The 17,636-nt window shown below is 44.0% G+C and carries 11 protein-coding genes; 7 read left to right on the top strand and 4 right to left on the bottom strand.

The features are described 5' to 3' along the window. Positions 1-217: 217 nt before the first annotated feature. Positions 218-640, bottom strand: coding sequence for a pyridoxamine 5'-phosphate oxidase family protein (locus tag GM612_RS03700; RefSeq protein WP_155431040.1), 423 nt, complete (start codon positions 638-640; stop codon positions 218-220). 125 nt (positions 641-765) lie between these two features. On the opposite strand from GM612_RS03700, the gene GM612_RS03695 reads away from it, so the two are divergent. After that, positions 766-1,152, top strand: a complete 387-nt coding sequence (locus GM612_RS03695) for a rolling circle replication-associated protein (protein ID WP_155431039.1) — start codon at positions 766-768, stop codon at positions 1,150-1,152. Between the two features lie 152 nt (positions 1,153-1,304). Here the strand turns inward: GM612_RS03695 and GM612_RS03690 are convergent, their stop codons facing one another. Both GM612_RS03690 and GM612_RS03685 read right to left on the bottom strand, forming a co-directional pair. Beyond that, positions 1,305-2,840, bottom strand: a complete 1,536-nt coding sequence (locus GM612_RS03690) for a hypothetical protein (protein WP_155431038.1) — start codon at positions 2,838-2,840, stop codon at positions 1,305-1,307. Between the two features lie 219 nt (positions 2,841-3,059). Then, positions 3,060-4,067: a hypothetical protein gene (locus GM612_RS03685; RefSeq protein ID WP_155431037.1), complete on the bottom strand. Its 1,008-nt coding sequence runs from the start codon at positions 4,065-4,067 to the stop codon at positions 3,060-3,062. A 496-nt stretch (positions 4,068-4,563) separates the two neighbouring features. Between GM612_RS03685 and GM612_RS03680 the strand changes: the two genes are divergently transcribed. From GM612_RS03680 to GM612_RS03670, 3 genes are read left to right on the top strand one after another with little or no spacing between them, the layout of a single operon-like run. After that, entirely contained in the window at positions 4,564-4,884 is a 321-nt protein-coding gene (locus GM612_RS03680) for a PadR family transcriptional regulator (RefSeq protein ID WP_343031785.1), read from the top strand. Beyond that, entirely contained in the window at positions 4,877-5,503 is a 627-nt protein-coding gene (locus tag GM612_RS03675; protein WP_173021213.1) for a DUF1700 domain-containing protein, read from the top strand. The genes GM612_RS03680 and GM612_RS03675 overlap by 8 nt, the downstream gene beginning before the upstream one ends. Then, positions 5,500-6,438, top strand: coding sequence for a DUF4097 family beta strand repeat-containing protein (locus GM612_RS03670; protein WP_155431035.1), 939 nt, complete (start codon positions 5,500-5,502; stop codon positions 6,436-6,438). Before GM612_RS03675 ends, GM612_RS03670 begins: the two co-directional genes overlap by 4 nt. A gap of 59 nt (positions 6,439-6,497) precedes the next feature. On the opposite strand, the gene GM612_RS03665 is transcribed toward GM612_RS03670, so the two are convergent. Further along, entirely contained in the window at positions 6,498-6,938 is a 441-nt protein-coding gene (locus tag GM612_RS03665; RefSeq protein ID WP_155431034.1) for a MerR family transcriptional regulator, read from the bottom strand. Positions 6,939-7,178: 240 nt separating this feature from the next. Between GM612_RS03665 and GM612_RS03660 the strand changes: the two genes are divergently transcribed. The 3 genes from GM612_RS03660 (at position 7,179) to GM612_RS03650 (ending at position 17,215) form a co-directional block, all read left to right on the top strand. Beyond that, positions 7,179-8,639 carry an MDR family MFS transporter gene (locus GM612_RS03660; RefSeq protein WP_155431103.1) on the top strand — a complete coding sequence of 487 codons (1,461 nt, stop codon included), beginning with the start codon at positions 7,179-7,181 and terminating at the stop codon, positions 8,637-8,639. Continuing rightward, positions 8,636-9,358, top strand: a complete 723-nt coding sequence (locus GM612_RS03655) for a DUF4811 domain-containing protein (protein ID WP_155431033.1) — start codon at positions 8,636-8,638, stop codon at positions 9,356-9,358. The genes GM612_RS03660 and GM612_RS03655 overlap by 4 nt, the downstream gene beginning before the upstream one ends. 312 nt (positions 9,359-9,670) lie before the next feature. Beyond that, entirely contained in the window at positions 9,671-17,215 is a 7,545-nt protein-coding gene (locus GM612_RS03650) for a KxYKxGKxW signal peptide domain-containing protein (protein ID WP_173021212.1), read from the top strand. The last annotated feature ends 421 nt before the right edge of the window (positions 17,216-17,636 follow it).

Genomic DNA, 17,636 nt, shown 5'->3' with positions numbered 1-17,636 from the left:
TGGTTGCTTCTTTTAATTTACACACCATCCCGCCTTTGACTTCTGGAATGGAAGGGCAAAATATGCGACAGTCTGATGCCCAGATTGTGTGCCTATTCTAGAATTAAAAAAGAGCTGACAGGCAATTGCCCATCAACTCTAACTACATAGCAGCGAAATTGATCATTCGGTGCCATGATTAAACTGAAGTGATCATACTCAGTTTGTGTGATTCAAATTAAAACTCTACTTTGCCACCATCAGCGCCGATAACTTCAGCTTCTGTGAAGGTCAGTCCATATGCCTGCATGCCGTCGCGAGCTTTTTGATCGTCCATTTGGAAATCAGAGTAGCGCTTCGTCATTTCGGTGAAGATCTCATCTTTCTTGTCATTGGCATCCGTAGCTGTTGCGCCGGTAACGCGAACAGTGCCGGCTTCCGATGGTGAAGTGGTAAAGGAAACTTGGTTGTTAGCGGTAATTTCTTTGACCTTATTAGCATCTTTTGACGTGATAAAGTAAATGGTGTTAGCAGATTCATTTGGGAAATAAACGTAGTTCACTGTCCGAACGTTCGGCACGTGACCAGAAACAGTTTCGGTAGCAACTTCCAAGTTTGCTGCCTTTTCAAGAACATTGTTGTAAGTATCTTTTGTTGACATAGCGATAGCCTCCAATTATTTAGTACCTCAATTATAGCGCTTTCATTTTAAAATGAAATGGCACTGGGAACGAATATGGGAAACTTTAATTTTAACGCATGAGGAAAATAAAAAAAGCCAATCACTTGTTTTGGTTGTTTATTAATCGACTTCGTAGGTATCTTAGTTATGATTTTCAAGGGAAATTAAAATATTTAGCTAGTTGGGAAATCCAACCAGTTTCGAAGCGAATTCATTACCATTTAATTTTATTTGATTTTCCCTATATACCAGTGGCAAAGTTAACTAAGCTCTGGCAAAACGGTTATCTTTTTATTGAAAAAATTGATAAAGTTGATGTGGGGCGTCGGGGTAGCTATATTGCTAAATATTTAACGAAAGATATTGAAAAGTATGCTGTTCAACTACATAAAATTAAGCGTTTTTTTAAGTCTCAGAACTTAAAAGGAATTAATGAAAAATACTATTTAATTAATCGAGAAGCCTTTGAAAAAATAGCGCCGCTGGTTTAGTCTTTGAAAGTCAATAAACTCAAAAAAGATATGACCGGAGTAAACAGGAGTGGTATTCCGACCAGGTTCATTATTATATTTATCGTGATAGGTTTAATAGAACTAAATAAATAAAAAAGGTAGGACTCCATTGGGTTCTACCTTTTTTCAAGTCAGTTGTAAATGATATTTCTCTGCTGATAGCTTAGCGTCGAAATTTTTGCTATGTATTGATGGTCATACAACGATGAAGCTTTGACATTGGCTTCGACCGAAATCTTTTGGTCACTGATCTTGGGCCGTTTGAAACGCGCCGAAGAACTAGAGGCTATACTACTAGTAGCAATTGATTTACCCGTAGTTTGATCATAAATGGTTACGGTGGTGGCTTTTAAACCCTTTGGCAACGTATCATTAAAGGTAAATGAACTAATATCAGTCGGTTGCTTGCCGCCAGCAACGGTCTGCGGTGGTACCGAGAATAAAATATCGTAATGGTAAGCTTGGCTTAATTTCGTTAAGGTGTTTTGATAGCCAGTTTTCCCCGTAGACGTTTTGATATTAGGTTGTTTCGAGTCGAGTTTCTTCTTATCATAGTTGTCATTTTTATTCTGGGCTTCAATGCCGGCTTTGGAACCATTAGCAACCCACTTGGCAGGGGCATTTTGCTCAACGGTAAACGGTAGGTAATGCGCAAAGTCGAATAATTCATTACCGTTTAAATTACTCGGCCAGGTCGTGCCAACCCCGGCATTAGGCGTATTCTTTCCTGCTTCGCTCCAAACTTGGGCATAATTACGACCAAAGACCACTTCGATCCCATTACTACTTAGGGCACTGCTGTTAGTCACAAAGGTTACCCAGTTACGAGTCTTATTAGGAAACGAATCCGAAGCTTGGACATCGTCAGGGTCCATGACCTTAAAGCCACCATCTTCACGGTCGGCCCGTAAATTGGAATTAGACCAAGTTGAAATGTTAGCAATTTTACCATATTCCGATGATGGTAAATAAGCTGATTGTAATTCATCCAAATCTTGAATGGTAAAGTAAAACCCAGACATTGGTTTGGCGGACGACGCGCTTAACGCCTTGAACTTGCCACTATTAATATAGCCGACAATATAGCGGACTGGTACTTGGGTAAACCCAGATTCTAGGAAGCCAATTTTATCATACCGGAATGAAATGGCAACCGATTTAGTTGTATATGGCTTATAGTGCGAGCCAGAAGCATCAACTTCTAGTTTGATAGCCATTTTTTTACCGTTAGGCATTAAGGTTTTTGTTTGATAAACCGCGTAAGGTTTTTTACCTTTTAGCTTTGAAGGGTTACCAGACCAAGTCATAGCCACAATTCCTGCGTCATTTCCAGTACTCATCGATAGGTTTTGAAGATGATGCCCTGGCTGGTGGGTAGTAACTTTAAAGTCTAAGCCAGCTTTACTACCATATTTAAAAATAGCTGAGGCACTCTTACCACTATAGGAAAAATCCCAGATTGAATTCGGATTGACCGTTGAAGTCCCAGCCACCGTTCCAGGTTTAACGTATTTCTTACCAGCGGCAGTCGAGACACTAGTCAACTTAGAGGTATCCGCGTGGACAACTTTACTACTGTCCACTAAGGCCGTACCGCCACCGATTAAACCACCAAAGGCTAATAAAGCACTGGCAAAGAGCCGGCGACTTATAGTTTCTTTTTTCAAGTATCACACCTCACTTTTTGTTTAGTTGACGATAATATCAAAATATTATCCATAAACAACACTTTTTAGCACCTCCAAAAATGGTTAAGGTAGGTGAATTAGTCATTTGCGGGCGCGACTAATTACTGGTTATAGTATAGAAGAACGGCGAAACGGCTTCAAGTTGGTTAAGCCGATAAAAAAAGAACACCTTGAAAGGTGTTCTTAAAACTAGATAATTTACTTTTGGTCCCGAAAATTAAGGTTCCAATTTGGTTCATTTTGTACTGAAATAGCTGGGAAATTAATCATAATCTTATGCTTCTTACTAACTAAGGTAGCGTCACTAGATGAACCGGATACACCCTTAATATGAGTAACCGAATACATTGCAGGGTCAGCCCCTAAACTGTCCAAATGTGTATAACCCTTCTTAGCGTTAGCAACTGGAATTGGATTCCCTTTGTCATCTTCATAGTACAAGGAAGAATTCTCCTTAGGGAAGTAACCATTACCCGAAACAAAGTAGAGCTTCCAATGCTTAGTATTATTCGTAAAGTTATCATTTAAGGACCGGATACCTGGAATAACTTCAACACTGCCTTTAGCAGTACCGCCTGTATAAATCCGATGGCCGTTAGTCATATAATTCCAAGTATTACCATGACGGTCAATGTGCCAGTAAGACGTTACCTTGACCCCAATCTTTCTTAAAGCAGCAGTCATACCAGCTGAAATCTTAGAATGAACTGAATATTCAGCTAAGTTATACTTGTTGTCCACAATGTACTTCTTTTCCCAAAGCTGATTGAAGGTCTTGGGGTTGGCCAGCTTAGCTTTGCTGCTGGTCTTTTGAACAGCCGGAGTAGCTGTCTTAGCTGGAGCATTTCCGTTTTTAACGTAGCTGTGCCAAATCCAGCCGTGAACGGACCCCGCCTTGATGTACTGATAGACCGCGACTTTGCCATTGGCATTCTTTACTTTGGCTTGATTAGTGGTAGTAAACGTAGTATGCGAGTAGTTTTTGGCATAATGAGCAACCCGGGTCAGCTTGGCACTAGAATAGATCGCGCCTTTGCTAACGTGAACGTGAACGTGCTTAATACTCTGATAGTTTAAGACTTTCGCGGCTTTAGTTTTGGCAGCAGCCGTAACCGAATAATTGGGATTAGCTACGAGACCACTAGCACCAAATAAACCAGTGCTAAGGGTAATTAAAGCCAGTTTTTTAATCGTCTGTTTGAGCATTTCGATATTCCCCCTAAATAAATCTTCCTTTTGACCCTTTTAAACCCTTAAATATACCAATATTATATAACCATTAAATAAGGATTACAATGGGTAAACAAGCGTCAAAATTGAGCCGTTACAAGCGAAATCACATATTTGAATGGGAACTTAAAAGACGCACGGGCCTAACACGATACAGCCAACGTCACCATCAACCGTGGAACGGATTCAAAGTGTGAATAAAGTCCTAAATGCGTGACAGGAACCGATGACATTTTAAAAAATCAATCTCTACTTAATTTAAAGGTCAAATTGATTACAGATATGTTTGTTAAAGCTTTATCAATAGGTGATATTTTGAACAAATCGAGAGCTGTTCGTTCCTTTTCAAGCGAACGAACAGCTTTTTATTATATCGATTTTTGAACTTCTATTTGACAATTAATCACAAATCGAATACACTACATCTGTAATCATATTATACGATATATAATATTATAGGGAGGTAAGCTAGGTGGCGATTCAAGTCAGTTCTGAATTACTGGATGGCAGTGTGCTCGCAATCTTATCACAGCAGGATTATTACGGTTATGCACTGACCCAGCGTGTTCAGCAAGTGATTTCAGTTTCCGAGTCGACGATGTATCCGGTGCTGCGACGCTTAAAGAAAAACGGTTGGTTAACGACTTACGATGAGCCATATCAAGGCCGGAACCGCCGTTACTATCAAATTACACCGGATGGTCGAACGCGATTAAAAACGATTCAAGAAGAATGGCAAACTTTCAGGCAGGGGATCGATTCAATGTTAGGGGATGGCAAGCAAAATGGATAAATATATCTCAGAGTTCAAGGCTTATCTGGGGCAACTAAGTGCTGAAGAGCGCGAGGAAGTCGTGAACTTTTACAGTGAATATTTGCAGGATGGTGGGTTTGAAACCTATGATTCTGCAGTCAATGAGTTGGGTTCGCCAAAGCACTTGGCTCGTAAAGTACTCGCAGATTATTCGATTCGTTTATTAGATTCACCAATCAGAAATAGCAGTTCATCCCATCACAAACCAGGCTCGGTTAGAACAATTTGGCTGATCATTCTGGGTATCCTTTCGACACCAGTCACGATCCCACTAGCAATTGGTGCAGTGGCCTTACTTTTTGGTGTGTTAATCGGGGTGTTTAGTCTCATTTTGGCCATTGTAGCAACCGTTATTGGTGTATTGATTGGCGGCCTCGTGGCTTTATTTGCGGGCATTGGTGTGATCGGTCAATCTTTGAGTACCGGATTAGTTTATTTCGGCGGCGGCTTAGCAGTTGTGGGTATCTTTATTGCTATGATTCCCTTCTTTAACTGGCTCATTCGAGGCCTAGTCCACGTTGTTCTAAGCTTCAGCCGTTGGTTATACGGTAAATTATCGCGGCGAAACCGAGCAGAAGAAAGGCGGGATCGAAAATGAAAAAGACCTTTTTTGCGGGCCTCATTATCTTTGTCATTGGCGGTGTCATGCTGGCAATTGGCTTGGGTAAGGGAGGTTTAAGGCCAATTTATTGGCACGATGGTTTGAAAATTGATGACCCGGTCAGTCAGAGCCAATCAATCAGCAAAGTGGATACTGTGAATATCAAGGGACAAGCATTCCGAGACTTTGGCGCCGTTACGATTCGCCGGGGTTCAACTGCTAGGGTGGTCGTCCACGCTAGTCAAAGTGCTGGGATCCATACTCAGGTCTCGGGTCACCAGCTAACGGTGACAAATCACCCCTACGATCATGATTTTCTTGGTCAGTTCAGCACGGCTCACCACTCTGATGCAGTCGTTATTACCGTACCTAAGTCGACGCAAATCAAACGTCTGAATCTTTCTGGTGCCGCTAATGTTGTTGCCGACCATTTAAAGTTCCAACGGGTGACTAATAGTGGTGATGGTAATCTGCGGTTGGTGGACGCCTCCATTGCTAAAAAGCTAGTCGTGGCTGCACATTCATACGGTGACCTGACTTTGGAACACGCCAATTTGGGGCAAGGTCTCAACGTAGATACGGAAGGTAATTTGACGGTTCGAAATAGTCAAATCAACCGGGCAAACAGCCACATTCAATCAGGCAGCGGTGACGTGATCCTTGATCATAATCGTTGGCGGGACGTTAAAATTACCAACTCGGAAGGTGATGTTTCCTTCAAAGATCAATTAGTTCGCCGATTTTTCAAAGTCAAAACTGATGAGGGCGATATTGATGCTAAAATTCCGAAGAAACAGTCGAATACCATTTCAACTTATTCTTCAGATGGGGACGTCAACGTTTATGGTATTTCTCGCTACCACTATGGTCGGCAAGCACCAGCTAGGTATCAATTAACAAGTTCCGATGGTGACATTACCGTCACAAGATAATCAAAAAAGCCCAACCACCAGCGTTCTGGACTAGTGGTTGGGCTTTTTTAAGACTCACGTTACTTTGAAGTTGGTACCAGTTTAATATCGGTGCCGTCTTCTTTGAGAACCAGGTATAGTCGTTCAGTCTGGTGTTGATTCACATAACCCATGTCGATTGCCTTGCAACCATCGATTTCGTCGATCCCTTGGAAACGGTCGATCATGGCTTTCTTCAACAAGTTCATGGTTTCTTTATGTTGGTTCGCCCGTTTAGCAGCAGCAGCGAGTGTAAAACCCTCCTGCATAGCGTTTCGAATCATAAAGACTCGAACCAGCATAGCATACGTGTATTTGCGGTTTTGGCCGTGTTCTTTCTCACTACTAATGTAACCCTTTTGTTCCCAGTACCTCAGTTGGCTCTGTGAGACGCCAGTCGCCGCAGAAACGTCCCCGATCCCTAAGTGCCATTCCATACCCTGTGTGAACTCAGAGAGCTGTTCATGTTCTTCAGTGTTCAAAACGTTGCCTCTTCTCTCATTAAAAATTAATTGTAACGGTTTTCTTTTGCCTATCTAATAGGTTTCGAGTTGTTATATTTAATTACAGCCTTAGCCGATTTCATAAGGACCAGTATATATTATGAAATAAATTTGTCAAGATAGTTGACAAATAACTTAAACGTTATTATAGTTGTCTTCAGTCGTTTAAAAAAGAAATCTAAAAAAAGAGGGTTTTAATTCGTGAACAAAGCGGTTGATATGAACGGAAAGCACTACAGCAGGACGATGATGATCATCATCTTGCTTGTTGGGACTTTCTGTACAGTGCTTAATCAAACGATTCTTGCCACTGCATTTCCAACCATCATGAACGCGTTCAACATATCAACGGCGACCGTTCAATGGTTAACTACCGGCTTCATGCTGGTTAATGGGATCATGATCCCTGTTAGTGCATGGTTGAGTACTCGTTTTAATACGAAGTGGTTATACATTTCAGCAATGGCGATTTTCTTCATCGGGACTGTCGTTGCCTATATTGCACCGAATTTTAGTGTCTTACTTACTGGTCGTTTGATTCAAGGTGTTGGTGTTGGGATTACCCAGCCACTGCTGCAAACGATCATGCTTTCAATTTTCCCGCCGGAACGTCGTGGGACTGCCATGGGGGTTGCCGGAATCGTTATTGGTCTGGCACCTGCCATTGGCCCAACACTTTCTGGGTGGGTCATTGATAACTTTAGTTGGCGTGATTTGTTCGGGATGATCATTCCTATCATGGCACTCGTTTTGGTTGCCAGCTTTATCTGGATGCATCCAGTTCTTCCTACTAATAAGAAGGGTATCGATGTTCTCTCCGTCATCCTTTCTACGATTGGCTTTGGTAGTGTTCTTTATGGCTTCTCCAGTGTGGGTAACGACGGCTGGGGCAGTGCCACAGTTATCGGCTTCCTAATCGTTGGTGTCATTTTTGTTGCGCTATTCGTATGGCGTCAATTAAAGATGAAACACCCATTCTTGGAAATGCGCGTTTACCGTTCAATTCCGTTCACGATCTCAGCTATTTTGAGTTCCGTGTCAATGATGGCCATGGTTGGTGTTGAAATGGTTATTCCACTCTACCTGCAAATCGTTAAGGGGATGTCGGCCTTCGATTCCGGACTTACGTTACTGTTCGGGGCGTTAATGATGGGGGTTATGAGCCCGATCACCGGTCGTGCTGTCGACCGCTTCGGTGCTAAACGGCTGTCCATCATGGGGATGTTATTACTGACCCTTGGTTCAATTCCATTTATCTTCATTACTAAGGATACGCCAACTGCTTATATCGTTGTGCTGTATGCCGTACGGATGTTTGGGATCGCGATGGCTATGATGCCTTCAACCACTGTTGGTATGAACGCCTTGCCAGTTAACCTGATTGGTCATGGGACCGCCGTCAATAACACGCAGCGGCAAATTGCCAGTTCCGTTGGGACCGCCGTTTTGATCAGTATCTTGACCAACGTCACAAACAACAATATGCCAGGCAAGAGTCTGTTGAAGACCAATCCACTGTCATATAAGGATCAAGCAATCAATGCAACGTTGAGTGGTTATCATGCTGCCTTCATTATTGCTACCATCTTCTGTGTTCTGGCATTGATCACCGCCTTCTTCATGAAGAATCGAGGAAGTGCTAGTGACTACCCAGTTGCTGATGGAGGTGAAGAGAAATGATTTTAATTGCCATCGGAGTTTTCACAGTACTATCGTTTGCTTGCTTCATCTATATCAGCAATAATGGCTGGTCGCTCGCGTTGACCGCTTTATCGGTTATTGGTCTGATCGTTTCCAGCTACTACGCAGTCGACAACTGGAAGAACCATTTTGGTTTGGAACAATACACGACAACAACTACAAAGAATATCTATTCAGTTAGCCCAAATAAGTCGATGTCGATGCTGATTTATCAACCAATTGGGACTCAAAACAAGCACCAAGTTTACGTCTATAAAAATTCAGCTAATGCTAAGAAGACCACGCATACGCAAACTAGTAGCACCACGCATAACAAAGTGGTCAAAACTAGTGGCACGACGCGGATGACAACCACGGTCACTCGTTGGCGGTATAAGAGTAATGCGGCTAAGATTTGGTTTGGCTTCACTGGTGAGAACCACAAGTACGTCAAGCGGACTAATAAGCTGTACGTCAATAAAAACTGGCTGGTATTGAGTGTGGCTCAGTCGAAAGCCCTCCAGAAGCAAATGAAGAGTAAGACTTACCAGGCTCAGTTAAAGCAACAGGCTAAGGCCTTTATCACTAAGGGTATGACTGCTGCAATGACTAAGGATCCGACGATGTCGAAAGCCGACCAAGCGAAGTTGCAAAAGCAGCTGCAAGCACAGTTCCAGACTCAGGCAGTCAAGAAATTGATCAGTTCGGTTCAAAAGTAAGTTTTGTTTTAAAATACACGTGAAGATTAAATAACCCAGAAATGACCATTAAGGCCGTTTCTGGGTTATTTTTGTATCTAAATTTGGAAGAAATTGCTATTTTGGTGGAATTACCCCAAACTTTCTGAAAAATCAGGAACCGACCAGAATAATTCCTGAATTTTTAAAAAGCGCTTTCAATATTCTGTAATATTTCGCGGAAAATGGGGCTATTTTTGAGGGCAATTTTGATACTGTAAGGGTGTGCATAGCACAGGTACATTGATGCTTGTATTTTTTTATGGATTTTCAAATTTAGGGAGGCATATTTTTATGGGACGAGGTTCTAAAAATCTTTCCAAACAGAACCGGAAGTTAGCTTTAGAGAATGAATCATCTAAGCTACACTACCGGATGTATAAGGCAGGACGTTTTTGGCTCTTTGCCGGGATCGCGACTTTCTCAATTGGTGCTGCGCTGATTAGTACACCAGCTTCTGCATCAGCTAAGGAAACTAACAACGAACCGACAACGACTGCTGTGCAGGGAGCAGCAGCCAAGTCACAAACAACCGCTGCGCCAGTTGCTACGACGCCAACTACTGCTTCGACAACTAAGGCTGCTACGCCAGCTGCAACTACTGACACATCAGCTAAGGCTGCTACGCCAGCTCAAGCTGCACCGACTGCTGCGCCTACTGATGGTAATTCAGGTACACCTAATTCTGGTAGCACTAATGATCAGGCAAAGGCTCAGCCAGGTGATATCACCAAGGCCACTACGACAACTACTCAGACCAGCGTACCGACTATTAGTGATACGACGACTACTCAACCAATCAACACACCAGATGGAGCTAATGCATCGACAGATACTTCGAATGCTCTTGTGAATGGTCAGTTATTTGGTGGTGGAAATAAAGCTCAAGCTAACAATAGTGCCACTGCACAATTAGGTGACTCTAAGAGTGCTGACGGTTTAATCAACACCGCTAATGCTTCGCAGAAGCGTGGGGATGCCGCCAACCCTGACACAAGTTATGCTACTGTTTACGATGGTGCAAAGACAGCGCCAGATACGAATAATGCGCCTAAGACCGATGGTACCGATAGTACAAACTTCTCATCACCAAATACAAATGGTAATGATGCGAAGAACGACAACATGGACATGAACTTTGATAGTGTTTATCCAAACACTAAGGCGAAGGCTGGGACCGCTGATCAACTTAATGACCAGGATGCCATCAGTTCAGATCAATTGGACGTCGTCGCTGCTAAGACTGACCCAACTAAAGCGACTACACGTTATGCAGTTATTTACGCCAATGGTTCAGCTCCTGCAGTTGTTCAAGCTTCACTTGTTGGGAACAGTACAAACGGTGCTTCATTCTCTGTGCCATCTGATTTAGCTTCCTCACTTAAAGTGGGTACGTGGCGCGTCATTGAACAGACGCCGGTTGGTATTACGATTGAAGACGTTGATACTGACAATGGCGACAAAGGGACCCATGAACAATTCCGAATTGTGGATTCTGATTACGGTACCATTGGCAGTGATAAAGATAAATACACGGTTGGTACACAGCTTAATAACATGGCCGTTGAAACGGTTTCGTTGAATGCTAATGCAACCGTTGGTGGCGTTGTTAAAACGGTTACCGATGCTATTAATCAATTGAGCACCTGGGCCGGTGGTGCTGGTAATTCCTTGGTTGGCGATGCAGGTTCAGTTATATCAGCTGTAACAAGCGCTGCTGGTTTAGTAGGCATGCATCATGACAACTTTGATAATGTCTATAAAGCATCTCTGCAAAACGTTCAGGATGAAATTACTGAATTAAATAATTTCGGTAAAACTTTGATGGCTGGTGGTGTTGCAGCGACAGTACTTGTTCCGGTTACAAGCACCTCACAACAAACCACTATTCCAGCACCAACATCTGATAACCCAACTGCTACTAAGACTGTTACACAAACCGTTTATCAAGCCGTTACTAATGCGAATGTCGCCACAACTATTGGTAACATGCTTAAGGATTACATTAACGGTTGGATCACTGGTATTCAAGATGGTATCGAAGGTGTATTTGCCGGGACCAACACGTTCCATTATATTCAAGGTGTAGATTCTCCAGATACGCAACAATATGATGGTAAGGCACCGATTGATGTCTTAACTGCTGAGAACTCAAGTGGACTTGGTAGTTTAACTACAGGAGCACTTAAAACTGCTTTAAATGTTGCAGCTAAAGGCGTTGCTGATCCAATCGTGAAGGCTCTGACTGATGCCGTTTCTGGCGTTACTAACGTCGGTGGCAGTGCAATTGGTGAAGCTATTTCAGGTACTCTTGGTGGTTCGACAATTAATGCGGCCTTCCCAATTACTTGGACTGACCCAGACTTGAAGGCGGATGGTGCCGCTGCAGGTCAATTTGTTGGTGAAAACATTGCAACTAACACGGTTCTTTTCAAGCAAAGCATGGACTCATCAACAACGATTGCTTATCAAAATGTTGATAAATCGCAATTACAAGACCTTGTGAATGGTACTAATAAAGGTACCGCTGACCAAGTAACCCGTGCTAAGAACCTGCTGGCTAATCCTAATGCATCACAGTATGATGTTGATCAATCAATTATCCAGCTAGGTGGAGCGATTACTAATACTCCAGGTACAACCACTACCACAAATACCGTGATTGGTACTGCCACGCTGAAAGATTTGACGGGGACAGCCACTGAAAAAACTGCCCAAGACGTTCTTAATGATTATCTTACAGCCAATCCTGGCGGTTCAGGTCTTTTAACTATTACTCCTAGTTCAACTGATTCTGATGCTGATAAGACCGGTGTTTCTGGTATTGCTATGCCGACATTTACTTCCGATGACTTTACGGTCAACGCAGATAATACGTATGCCTTGAGTTCTACTGGTGAAACTCTGCTAGCAAACGCTGTTAAAGATGCTGCAGCGAAAGCTAATGCTACCTATAATGTTGTTGCACCAAAAGCAGCCAAAATTACGCTTGCTGGTCAAACGACTCCTACTGGTATTACTTATTCTGTAGAAGCTGTTGATTCAGCTGGAAACGTTTTGGGAACTGTTAGTGGGAAGACTGGTAATCCAGGATCCGCTTTGGATACAACTGGTTTAAACGACCAATACACTACCACTGTTAACAATCCTGATGGGACTGTAACGACCACTACCTGGAACAAACCTGATGTTTCGACTAGGAAGGTTCCAAATCAAAAGACTTTGGATGCATTGGGTGGTATTGTTAAGGTTGTTTATGCTAACGGTGGCAGTCAGACAACCAACCCTTCAACAAGTGCTAACAACGTCACTTACACCATCGATGCCGTAGACGACAGCGGTAATGTACTGGCTGGTTCAACAAGTTCTAACTTAACTGGTAAGCCAGGTGACGATGTTGACGCAAGTGGTTTAGCAGCAACTTATAAGGATGCGGCCGGCAACACTTGGTACAAGCCGAATGCCAACCAACTGAAGAGCTACAACATTCCTTCTGGTGGCGGTAACATTGACGTAATGTACTATACGCAGTCACAGACTAAGAACCCAGCTGTTCAAGTCACACTGGTAGACAACGGCGATGGGACATACACCATTACCTATCCAGATGGGCACACTGAGACGTTGACTAAGGGTAATCCGTCAACTAATTCAAACGGTTCATTTGTGATCAATCCAGATGGCACGATCACCTTTACTGATAAAGATGGTCACACACAGACCATTGATCCTAAAGAGATTGGTAAGAATGCTGGTCAACCAATCACCATTAACGTGACGAACACTAACACGAACACCAATGGTAACACTAATCCTGGTGGTTCAACCTCGACTGACAAGGGTGGCACTAGTGATAGCAACAAACCGATCACTATCGTCTTACCAGGTCAGAGTGGCAAGGATTCAGGGATTACGGTTGACCGTGGTGCTGATGGCAGCTTGACCTTCCACTTCCCAGATGGCTCAACTCAAACGATCAAGCCAGGTGACAACACCGACCACACAACCTCAGATGGCACCCACTTCAAGGTCAACCCAGATGGCACGATCACCTTTACTGACAGTGATGGTAACAGTTACACCATCGACCCGAACAACAAGTCGACTGGTACAACGCAACCAAACAGTTTGGTTACCTACATCACGATTCCTGGTAAAGATGGTGCTAACGGGACTAACGGTGCTGATCAGACCTTATTGATTGAAAAGACACCAAGTGGCGATATCATCTTGCACATGCCAGACGGCACAACCAAGACGGTTAAACCAGGTGATACTGGCAGCTTACCTGATGGGACGAAGTACGTGGTTAACCCAGATGGGACCATTACCTTCACCACACCAGATGGCAAGACCTTTACTACTGATCCAAGCAAGGGTGCTTCAACCACGATTACAGTTAACAATGGCGGCACCACTGGTACCACAGCAACACCAGTTGATACTGATGGTGATGGGATTCCAGATAGCTTTGAAATTAAGATCGGTACGAACCCTGACTCCGTTGATACGGATGGTGACGGTGACACTGACCTGCAAGAAATTCTGAACGGTACTAACCCTCGGGATCCTAATTCAAATCACAAGACGATGAATAACGGTTCTGATGGCAAGGGCAACACAATTATCATTAATGTCGATGGCAATGGTGCAACTACTGGTACGAACGGGACAACTGGTACCGAGAGTCAACCGATCATCGTTAACTTGCCAGGTTCAGACCAAGACGGTGTCACCATTACCAAGGGTGATGACGGATCATTCATCCTGCATTTCCCAGATGGCACTTCTGAAACTGTTAAACCTGGTGATAACTCGAGTCATCCTACCTCTGATGGCGGTTCATTCGTCATTAACCCAGATGGCACGATCACCTTTATTGACAAGAACGGTAAGACTTACACCGTTGATCCATCAAAGGAAACCGGTCAAGCCACTAACCCAGAGAGCAAGACAACTGTACTTGTAATTCCTGGGCAAAATGGTACTGATGGCAAGGATGCACCTGATCAAATCATCACGGTTGAAAAGACTCCTGATGGTAGCATCATTATCCACATGCCAGACGGCACAACCAAGACGGTTAAGCCTGGTGATAAAGGAACCTTACCAAATGGTGGCGGATCATACGTCGTCAACCCTGATGGTACGATTACCTTTACGGATCCAAATGGTAAGACTTACACGATTGATCCAGATGCTGGGACAACCCACGAAATTACGATCAACAACAACGGCAACGGCAGCACGAGTACTGGTAACAGCGCCAAGGATACTGATGGTGATGGCATTCCTGATTATCTAGAAGAAATCCTTGGTACTAACCCAGATAGCAAAGATACCGATGGTGATGGCGATTCAGACCTCCAAGAATTATTGAATGGTACTAACCCTCGGGACCCTAACTCAAACTTGAAGTCATTGGAAAATGGCGGCAAGGGGACTACCAATAATGGCGGTTCAACGACCACGACTGTTCAACCAATTATCATTAACATCCCTGGTCAAAACGGTGGCATCACGGTCACTAAGAACAACGATGGTTCATTAACCTTCCACTTCCCAGATGGCACGACTGAAACCGTTAAACCAGGCGACACTTCAAGTCACACGAACCCAGCTGGTGGTAGCTTCGTTGTTAACCCAGATGGTACGATCACCTTTACCGATGCTAAGGGCAACAGTTACACCGTTGACCCTAACAAGGATTCTGGTCAACCAACTGCTAGTGACAGCAAGACCACAGTGATTGTTCTCCCTGGTCAAAAGGGTGCTGATGGCAAGGACGGTGCTACGTCAATTATCACCGTTGAAAAGACTGGTGACGGCAGCGTCATCCTCCACATGCCAGATGGCACAACTAAGGAAGTTAAACCAGGTGACAAGGGTACCTTGCCAAATGGCACCACTTACGTTGTTAACCCAGATGGCACGATCACCTTCACCAATCCTGATGGTTCAACCTTCACTGTTGATCCAAAGGATGGGACTAACCACGAGATCAACATCAACAACAATGGCGGTTCAGGCAACACGAACCCTGCAACTGGTGAAACAACCGTTGTCTTTGTTACTAACAAGGACGGTAACGGTGGTATCCTAGTCAAGGTTACGAAGAACCCAGATGGCACGATTACTTTGACCATGCCAGATGGCTCAACTCAAACCGTTAAACCAGGTGATACTGGTTCGTTACCAAATGGTGCAACCTACGTTGTTAACCCAGATGGCACGATCACGATCACCACGCCAACCGGTGCACACTTCACCATTGACCCAAGCAAGGGTGCTTCAAGCACAACGAACAATGGTGGCGGCAATAATAACAATACGAACAGTGGTAACACGACCATCAACAACTACTATGGGACTGATGGTTCGAAGACGACCACGATTGTATTGCCTGCTGGCAGCGATGGTAAGAGCGCAACGATTACCTACACCCAGAATCCTGACGGCACTTACACACTTGTCCTCCCTGATGGCGCAAAGACTGTCAAGCCGGGTGATACGGGAACCTTGCCGAATGGCGGTAAATACACGGTTAACCCTGATGGCACTTTGACCATCACTAATCCTGATGGCTCAACCACCACGATTGATCCTTCCAAGGGTTCAACTACTGGCAACAATGTTTACATTACTAACAACTACTATGGTAATGGCAGTCAAGAAGGTAATGGTGGACAAAGCACAGTTGTTGTTATCCCTGGTAAAGATGGTAAGAACACCACTGTCACGGTTGTTAAGAACCCAGATGGTACGATTACCTTTACTACGCCAGGTGGTACCCAAACAGGTAAGCCAGGTGACAAGGGTACTTTGCCAGATGGTACGAAGTACGTGATCAACCCAGATGGCACAGTTACCTTTACTACGCCAGATGGCACGACCTTCACAATGGATCCATCGAAGGGTTCAACCAACAGTAACAGTGTGACTGTTAACGTGAATGTTAACGTCAACGGTGACAAGGGTGGTACAAGCACCACGACTCAAACACCAACTGGGAACTACACGGTTACTCAAAACGGTGACGGTACAGTTACCTTAACCTTGCCAGATGGCACACAAGTGAAGAACTTGAAGCCGGGTGCTACAGGAACCGCTTCTGATGGCACTAAGTACACCGTTAATGCTGATGGCAACACGGTTACCTTCACACTTCCTGGTGGTGGCAGTGTCACTGTAAATTACAGCGATAAGACCAATGGTGGTAACACTAACCCAGGCGGCAATACCAACCCAGGTGGTAACACTAACCCAGGTGGCAACACCAACCCAGGTGGCAACACCAACCCAGGTGGTAACACTAACCCAGGTGGTAACACTAACCCAGGCGGCAATACCAATCCTGGTGGTAACACCAACCCAGGTGGTAACACTAACCCAGGCGGCAATACCAATCCTGGTGGTAACACCAACCCAGGTGGCAGCACTACTAACAACACCACTACCAATCCTGGTGGCGGCATCTCCACGACCAATACGAACACGAACACCAACACCAATACTAATGGTGGCGGCGGCAACGATACCTCAACTAGTACCACTGGTACTACGACTGGCTCCACGACCACTGGTGCGACTGCTAATAGTGGTAAAGGAGGTGAAGTAGCAGCACAAGCTACGTCAAACGGTGGCAACACTGCTAGTGACAAGAGTGCCGCAAATGGTACCAAGGTTATGACTTCGTCGAAGAGTGAAGCAGCCAAGAAAGCTGATTTGCCACAAACGAACGAACAATCTGCTGATGGCGTCGCAACACTTGGCTTGTTAGGCGGTGTTCTAGGACTGCTTGGCTTAGCTGGTGCAGAAAAGCGTCGTAAGCAACTGTAAAATTTAGTTACAGTTATCTCCCGTTTAAAAACTCTCCCTCAGTGTTTAAACGAAAGAGGCTCCCCACTACTCAGATTCTGTCTGGGTGGTGGGGGGCTTTTTTATTATCTAGAGATGACCGACTTGACGTCTAACTTAAACTGGCCTTCACTATGAGGTCATTTTTTTGGTGATTTTTGGAGGAGAAACTTTCTTGATTACTCATAGAAGGAACTTTGATCTTGTTTTTAGTGATCAAAAATAAATGAACGGCTTAGAATTTGTTAGTTTGGCGTTTGATTATTCGCATTACGGTCAATCGTAGTTCATTCTGACGGTGATGCATTTCCAGAAAATGTCAAGGTACTTTACGAGGCAGTTCAAGGACCTAAAGAATTGGTTTGGGCAAATGCAATCACTTTGATTATTACGATTCTGAGTT

The organism is Secundilactobacillus folii, from assembly GCF_009720675.1.
Lineage (GTDB): Bacteria > Bacillota > Bacilli > Lactobacillales > Lactobacillaceae > Secundilactobacillus > Secundilactobacillus folii.
The sequence above is the reverse complement of the archived record's forward strand: the minus strand, read 5'-3'. Positions and strand labels throughout refer to the sequence as shown.